The following is a 7,201-nucleotide window of genomic DNA, read 5'->3' on the forward strand; positions in this document are numbered from 1 at the left end:
GTCCGGCCCCGCCGATCGTCACGACGGGGCCGGAAACGCTGTCGGCGTGAGTGGTATCAGCCTGGGGGTTGCAGGTTGGTGGCGTCCAGCGCGGGGCGGAGGGCTTTGGCGAGGGTGACGCCGTCGTCGACGGCCCAGAAGTGCATGTAGAACAGGCGGGGTTGCTCGGTGAGGCTGTGGTTGTGCACTTCGACCAGGTCGATCCCGCCTGTACGCAGCGCCTGGATCACCTTCTGGACCTCGGGTGCGGTCATCACGAAGTCACCGTTGATCGCGGCCCGCCCGCCGCCGAGTGGCTGGAAGTTGATCGCGGTGGTCACCCCGAACGTGGGCGGAAGGACATGCCCGTCGTCGGTGATGGTCTCCTTGCGGGCGATGCTGAACTTGTAGATGCCGCCGTCGGCGGTGCCCTTGCGGCCCAGGGCCTGGTCGATGCCGGCGGTGTCCAGGTCGATCGGCGGCTGCTGACCTGGTGGCGCCGGGGCTGGGATGGCGGTGGCGTCCAGTGCGGCTTGCACGCCTTGGGCGAGCGCTGCGGGGTCGTCGCTCATGGCGTGGATGTGGGTCCACCACACCGGCGGTGTTTGCTGCAGCAGGTGTTTGTGCAGCGCGGTCTGCGCGATGCCGTGGGCTTGGAGTGCGTCGGTGACCTTGGGCAGTTCGGCCTCGGTGACCACCAGGTCGCCCATGAGCATGACGCCGTCGCGGTACTTCGCGAAGGCGGCGTAGCCGCCCAGCGACAGCCCTGGTTTGATCTCGACGCCGCCGGAGGTGACCTGCAGGTCGGTGCGGGGCAGGCCGATGCGGTAGACGGTGTTGTTGTCGCCGAACTTCCCGGTGCGGCCCAGGGTGTCGGTGACCGGCTTCCAGTCCGCCTCGGTGGTGGGGATCGGCTGGTGGCGCCGATGCTCGGCGTCGGCAGCGGTGTCGCTGGCGGGGGTGGTGTCGGTGCCACAGCCGGCGAGCGGGACCAGCAGCAGCGCGGCCAGCGGCAACACCACGCGGGCCGCGCGGGCGGGGGTGAACGGCATGTCCTTGCCCTCCTCGAACTCGATCGTGGTCGGTGTAGATCGTGGTCGGTGGTACGCGGTCAGCCCTCGTCACCGTCGGCGTCGTGGTCCTGGCCGGGAGCCTCGGTGCCCACGACGTGGAAGGTGCTGTCGAGGTGGACCTCGACGGTGGAGCCGTCGGGCTTGGTGACGGTGACGCCGTAGGCGGCGGCGCCCTCGTCGGTCTCGGTCTCGACAGCGCCGGCCTTCCCGCCGGGCACGGACTGCACGGCCGCGGCTCGTGCCTGGTCGGCCGCGGGGCCGCTGACCTCGTCGCCGTCGCCGGACATCGCGGAGGCCAGGCCCACGCCCCCACCAGTGAGGACGAGCACTCCGGCGGCGATCCCGATCCCGATCTTCGTCTTGCGGTTCATGCCTTCTCCATTCTCCACGCTCCTGTAACCGTGGTTGCATGAGGTGGTTGCATGAGTATGGGTAGTCGGTGGAGATGAAGCCGTGATGAAGACACGACGGCGGTCACCCGGATGTGGTGGCACCGTGCCCGTGAAGGGGCGCCTGTGCAGGGTGCTCGGGGGTGGCGCCTGAAGAGAGGTGATGGATGGTGCGGGTACTGGTGGTGGAGGATGAGCCGAAGATGGCGGGCCTGCTGCGCCGTGGCCTGGTCGAGGAGGGCTACGCCGTCGATGTCGCCACAGACGGGGCCGACGGGTTCGGGGCGGCGGTCAGCCGCGACTACGACGCGGTGGTGCTGGACGTGATGCTGCCCCGGCTGTCGGGGTTCGAGATGTGCCGGCGACTGCGCCGCCAGCAGGTGTGGGTGCCGGTGCTGATGCTCACCGCCCGTGACGCGGTGACCGATCGGATCAGCGGCCTGGACGGCGGCGCGGACGACTATCTGACCAAGCCGTTCCACCTGGAGGAGCTGTTCGCTCGGTTGCGGGCATTGACCCGCCGCGGCCCGGTCGCCCGCCCCACCGTGCTCACCGCGGGCGATCTGCGGATCGACCCGGCCAGCCGGCGGTGCTGGCGCGGCGAGACCGAGATCGCGGTGACGGCCAAGGAGTACGCGCTGCTGGAGATGTTCCTGCGCCAGCCCGGCGTGGTGCTCACCCGCGAGCTGCTGCTGGAGCACTGCTGGGACTTCGCCTACGAATCCCGCTCCAACGTCGTCGAGGTGCACATCCGCGCGCTGCGGGACAAGATCGACCGGCCATTCGCGGTGGTCTCGCTGGAGACCGTGCGCGGCGCCGGGTACCGGCTCCGGCCGGATGGTGGACGGCCGCGGGTGGGGGCGCGATGATCCGGCGGTGGCCGCTCCGGATCCGGCTCACCGCCGCGTTCACGGTGATGATGGCGCTGGTCCTGCTCGGAGTCGGGATCGTCACCGTGACGCACACACGCGAATCGCTCGACGCCTCGATCAGCGAATCGTTGGAGCACCGGCTGCGCGACCTCCAACCGATCGCCACCACCGCCGCACCAGTGCTGTCCAGCGGCGGCCGGGACACCGGCGAGCAGGTCCTCGACGACGCAGGCCAGATCATCGCCAGCTCCCCGGACGTGGCCGACCAGCCCCTGCTGACTCCAGCGGAGCTGGCGACCGCGCGGCGCGGCGAGCTCGTGGTCGATCACGCCACCGCCGGACAGCTGGACGGGCCGGTGCGTATCGCCGCCGCCCCCACCGGTGCGGACGGCCGGATCGCCGTGGCCGCGGTGCACCCGCTCGACCGCGACGGCGCGGTGGCCGACCTACGCCAAGAACTGGCGGTCGGCCTGCCGCTGGCGCTGCTCGCCGCCGCGGTCGGGGCCTACCTGCTGGCCGCCGCCGCACTGCGACCGGTGGAACGGATGCGCGCCCGCGCCGCCACCATCACCGCCGCACACCCCACGCAGCGTCTACCCGTGCCGTCGGCTCGCGACGAAATCTCCCGGCTGGGCACCACGTTCAACGATCTACTCGACCGCCTGCACGCCGCTGTCGAGCGGGAACGGCAGTTCGTCGCCGACGCCAGCCACGAGCTCCGCACCCCGCTCAGCCTGCTGACCACCGAACTCGAACTCGCGGCGCGCCGACCCCGCACCACACGGGAACTGACCGCCGCGCTGGGCTCGGCATTGGAGGAAACCGAACGACTATCCCGCCTGGCCCAGGACCTCCTCCTGCTCGCCCGCACCGACCAGGCCGGTCCGCCGGCCCGGCCCGGCGAGCCCACCCCGGTGCGTCCCGTGCTGGAGTCAGTGATCGCCCGCTACCGCAGCACCCTCGACGAGCACCAAGTGATCCTGGACTGCTCACCGGAGCTCACGGTGCGCGCCGATCCCGGCGATCTCGACCGGGCGGTGAGCAACCTGATCGACAACGCCGCCCGGCACGGGCAGCCACCCATCATCATCACGGCCAGCCCGCCCGACACCGAGCTTGGGGTGAGCATCCGGGTGCGTGACCACGGCTCCGGCATCGCCCCCGAGTTCCTGCCGCACGCGTTCGACCGCTTCACCCGCGCCGACGACGCCCGCACCGGCGGCGGCACCGGACTGGGCCTGGCCCTGGTCGCCGCGCTGGCCCGCCGCAACGGCGGTGCCGCGACTGCCGCCAACCATCCCGACGGCGGCACCACCGTCATCCTCACCCTCCCCGCCGCCAACCATCCCGACGCCACCATTCCGGACGCCCCGGCCGCCGCACCCGGATGAGCACCGTGCCCGGTTTTCTTCTGGACCGGGTCACGGTGACCCGCGGCCCAACCCGACTGCTCGACGGAGTCTGCGCCCGTCTCCCGGCCGGAGCGTGCACGGCGGTGGTCGGTCCCAGCGGCGCCGGCAAGTCCACCCTGCTGCGCCTGCTCAACCGGCTGGAGGACCCCAGTACCGGCCAGATCCTGCTCAACAGCACCCCGCTCGCCGAGCTCGAAGTGCTGGCACTGCGGCGCCGGGTCGGCCTGGTCGCGCAACAGCCGGTGCTGCTCACCAACCACGTGGCCGAGGAGCTGCGTGTCGGACGCGCGGAGCTGACCGAGCACCGCATCCAGCACCTGCTCGATCTCGTGGGCCTGCCCGCACGCTTCGCGCAACGCCGCACCAGCGGCCTGTCCGGCGGCGAAGCGCAGCGGGTGTGCCTGGCCCGGACGCTGGCCGTCGAACCCGAGGTCCTGCTGCTGGACGAGCCCACCGCCGCGCTGGACGCCGTGACCACAGCGGTGATCACCGAGGCCGCCCGCAACCACACCGCCGCGGGCGGGACCGTGATCCTGGTCAGCCACGACCTCCCCCTCGTTCGCGGCATCGCCGAGCACGTGCTGGTCCTGCACCACGGGCGCCTGGTCGCCCACGGGCACCCCGACCACATCGACTACCTGGAGGCCGGGTGATGACCGGACTGTCCGTGCCCAGCTGGGGCGGCGTCGCCGCCTCCCTGCTGTTGATCGCCCTCACCGCCGCGGTGGCCTACCGGCAGCGGCTGCACCTGACCCGCGAGCTGATCACCGCATCGCTGCGCGCCGGGGCACAGCTGGCCGCGGTCGGCGTCCTGCTGCTGGTGATCTTCGCCCACACCGGCCTTCCCGGCGCGTTCGGCTGGGTGACGATCATGATCCTCCTCGCCGGACAGGTCGCCGGCCGCCGCGGCACCGGCCTGCCCCGAGCCCGGTGGGCAGCCACCCTCGGGGTCGCCGTCGGCAGCCTCGTCACCCTCGCCACGCTGCTGGGCCTCGGGATCATCTCCACCCAAGCGCGGGTCGTCGTCCCGATCGGCGGCATGATCGTCTCCGGAGCCATGCAGGCCGCCGGGGTCGCCCTGCGCCGCCTGCGCGAAGACGCCCAGCAGGCCCGCCCAGCCATCGAAGCCCGGCTCTGCCTCGGGCTCCCCGCCCGCGACGCGTTCCTGCCCCACCAACGCTCCGCGCTGCGCACCGCGCTGCTGCCCGCGATCGACTCCACCAAGGTCGTCGGCCTGATCAGCCTGCCCGGAGCCATGACCGGACTCATCCTCGCCGGCGTCGACCCCCTCACCGCCATCCGCTACCAGATCGTGGTCATGTACATGCTGCTCGCCGCCACCGCACTCGCCGCTCTCACCGCAGCCCGGCTCGTCGAACACGCCCTGTTCGACCACGCCCACCGCCTCATCCCACTCCCCGAACCCCACTAACCGACCACTCCCACCGCCTCGGCCAGCCCGCATCCCGCCACCTGGACACCCCTCCACCGCACTAGTGCAACCATGGTTACATTGCGCGTGGAGTTGAACGAGGAGGGACGCTCACCCATGTCCGAAACCGCGAACCGGGACGTCATCCCACTGCGTACCGCGACCTGGGCGTGGTTTCTGATCTCGCTGCAGACGTTCGGAGGCCCGGCCGGGCAGATCGCGGTCATGCAACGCACCCTGGTCGAGGAGAAACGCTGGATCGGCCAACAACGCTTCCTGCACGCGCTGAACTACTGCATGCTGCTGCCCGGCCCCGAAGCCCAGCAGCTGGCCATCTACGTGGGATGGCTACTCAACGGCCGCCGCGGCGGGATCATCGCCGGGACCCTGTTCGTGCTGCCCGGCATGGTTGCCCTGCTCGCGCTGTCGGCCATCTACGTGACGTTCGGCGACACCACCCTGGTGACCGCGATCTTCGCCGGGCTCGCACCCGCGGTGGTCGCGATCATCGCCCAAGCCGTACCCAGGGTCGGCAAACGCGTCCTGCACCACCCCGCGCTCATCGGGATCGCCGCCGCCGGCTTTGTGGCGCTGGCGGTGTTCGCGGTCCCGTTCCCGATCGTCATCGCCGCAGCAGCGGCCATCGGCTGGGCACTCGGCCGGTTCGCACCCCGCACGATCAAACCCCCGCCCACCAACGGCGCCGCCGACGGACCAGCACCGTTGATCCCCGACGACGCCCTGCACCACGAAGCCCCCTCTACACGGCGGAGCCTGACCGTGCTCGGTGTCGGTCTGCTGCTCTGGGCCGCCCCGATCGCCGCGGTGGCGGTGTTCACCGGCGTGGGCAGCACGCTCACCACGCAGGGGCTGTTCTTCTCCGGCACCGCCGTGGTCACCTTCGGCGGCGCCTACGCCGTGCTCGCCTTCGTCGCCCAGCGCGCCGTCGAGGTCTACGGCTGGCTCTCCGCCCAAGACATGGTGCGGGGCCTCGCTCTGGCCGAGTCCACCCCCGGCCCGCTGATCATGGTCGTGCAGTTCGTGGCCTTCCTCGGCGCCTACCACCACCCCGGTAGCCTCGACCCATGGGTCGCCGGGGTGCTCGGGGCGCTGCTGACCACCTGGGTCACCTTCGTGCCCTGCTTCCTGTTCATCCTGCTCGGCGCCCCCTACGTCGAACGCCTCCGCCACAACCGCGGCATCTCCACCGCACTGACCGGCATCACCGCCGCTGTCGTCGGTGTGATCGCCAACCTCGCCCTGTACTTCGCCCTGCACACCCTCTTCACCACCAGCGATGTCCACCGATTCGGGCCGGTGCAGGTGAACCTGCCCGAACTAGCCAGCTTCCGACCCGTGGCCGCCGCGATCACCGCCATCGCCCTCGTCCTGGTGTTCGCGCTGCGCTGGCCGATGCTGCGCACCCTGGCCGTCTGCGCCGGTCTCGGCGCCACCGCCGCACTTTTCGGGCTTCCCCTCACCTGATCGAGCCCACATGCCCCATCGATCGTCGAAGCGCTCAAGGTCCGCGCCGACGTCCACCCAGGTATGCAACCCGGCACCGGACTGGTGGCGTATGGCGCTGGCCGAGGGCAACACGCTGGTCTCCCTCACCGCCCGCAGACTGGAATCCGGCGACGAGGTGCACTGGGAGTTGGGCGCGATCGGTCACGGGCCAGCCGCCGCCGAGCTGACCCAGTACCTCTGCGACGAGATCCGATCCTGGGCGCCCGAGCGGAACCAGCACACGCCATCGCTCATCGTCTATCCGGCTGATACCCCGGACAGCGAACTGGCGGGCCCGCCATCGACAAGACACACAGCAGGTTTGTCCTAACCTACGGCGACCTGACTAGGTGACCTAGCCGCTAGTCTCCTGGGACTGTGTCGTGAGCGGTGTTTCTGGCCCGACACGCCGGGGTGAAATCCGGCGGGATGGGTACGGACAGTGATGGCATCCGATGCTGTGAGCGCGGATCAGAGGAAGATGAGGAAGTCGGAGCGGGAGCGGTCGGCCGAGCAGGCTGCCGCGGCGGCGATGGTG

General features: G+C 70.9%; 8 protein-coding genes. 6 read left to right on the forward strand and 2 right to left on the reverse strand.

Annotated elements, in window-relative coordinates:
* Positions 1 to 56: 56 nt before the first annotated feature.
* Positions 57 to 1,031: a DUF1259 domain-containing protein gene (locus D0C15_RS30690; protein ID WP_083666521.1), complete on the reverse strand. Its 975-nt coding sequence runs from the start codon at positions 1,029 to 1,031 to the stop codon at positions 57 to 59.
* A 59-nt stretch (positions 1,032 to 1,090) separates the two neighbouring features.
* Positions 1,091 to 1,423, reverse strand: coding sequence for a PepSY domain-containing protein (locus D0C15_RS30695; protein WP_075849307.1), 333 nt, complete (start codon positions 1,421 to 1,423; stop codon positions 1,091 to 1,093).
* Between the two features lie 188 nt (positions 1,424 to 1,611).
* On the opposite strand from D0C15_RS30695, the gene D0C15_RS30700 reads away from it, so the two are divergent.
* The 6 genes from D0C15_RS30700 to D0C15_RS34360 all read left to right on the forward strand — a co-directional run bounded on the left by D0C15_RS30700 (position 1,612) and on the right by D0C15_RS34360 (position 6,994).
* Positions 1,612 to 2,310 (forward strand): response regulator transcription factor, encoded by a 699-nt coding sequence (locus D0C15_RS30700; RefSeq protein WP_205215529.1) that lies wholly within the window; start codon positions 1,612 to 1,614, stop codon positions 2,308 to 2,310.
* The gene (locus D0C15_RS30705; protein ID WP_116051579.1) at positions 2,307 to 3,704 is read left to right on the forward strand and encodes a sensor histidine kinase; all 1,398 of its coding nucleotides are present in this window, start codon (positions 2,307 to 2,309) and stop codon (positions 3,702 to 3,704) included. Before D0C15_RS30700 ends, D0C15_RS30705 begins: the two co-directional genes overlap by 4 nt.
* Before the next feature lie 5 nt (positions 3,705 to 3,709).
* Complete coding sequence (locus tag D0C15_RS30710; protein WP_211323390.1) at positions 3,710 to 4,378, forward strand: ABC transporter ATP-binding protein; 669 nt, start codon at positions 3,710 to 3,712, stop codon at positions 4,376 to 4,378.
* Complete coding sequence (locus D0C15_RS30715) at positions 4,378 to 5,157, forward strand: ABC transporter permease (RefSeq protein ID WP_112276288.1); 780 nt, start codon at positions 4,378 to 4,380, stop codon at positions 5,155 to 5,157. Before D0C15_RS30710 ends, D0C15_RS30715 begins: the two co-directional genes overlap by 1 nt.
* A gap of 117 nt (positions 5,158 to 5,274) precedes the next feature.
* Positions 5,275 to 6,642, forward strand: a complete 1,368-nt coding sequence (gene chrA / locus D0C15_RS30720; protein WP_075849299.1) for a chromate efflux transporter — start codon at positions 5,275 to 5,277, stop codon at positions 6,640 to 6,642.
* 10 nt (positions 6,643 to 6,652) lie between these two features.
* Positions 6,653 to 6,994, forward strand: coding sequence for a hypothetical protein (locus tag D0C15_RS34360; RefSeq protein ID WP_158056997.1), 342 nt, complete (start codon positions 6,653 to 6,655; stop codon positions 6,992 to 6,994).
* Positions 6,995 to 7,201 lie beyond the last annotated feature (207 nt).

Source organism: Amycolatopsis palatopharyngis (assembly GCF_003385185.1).
GTDB classification, from domain to species: Bacteria; Actinomycetota; Actinomycetes; order Mycobacteriales; family Pseudonocardiaceae; genus Amycolatopsis; species Amycolatopsis palatopharyngis.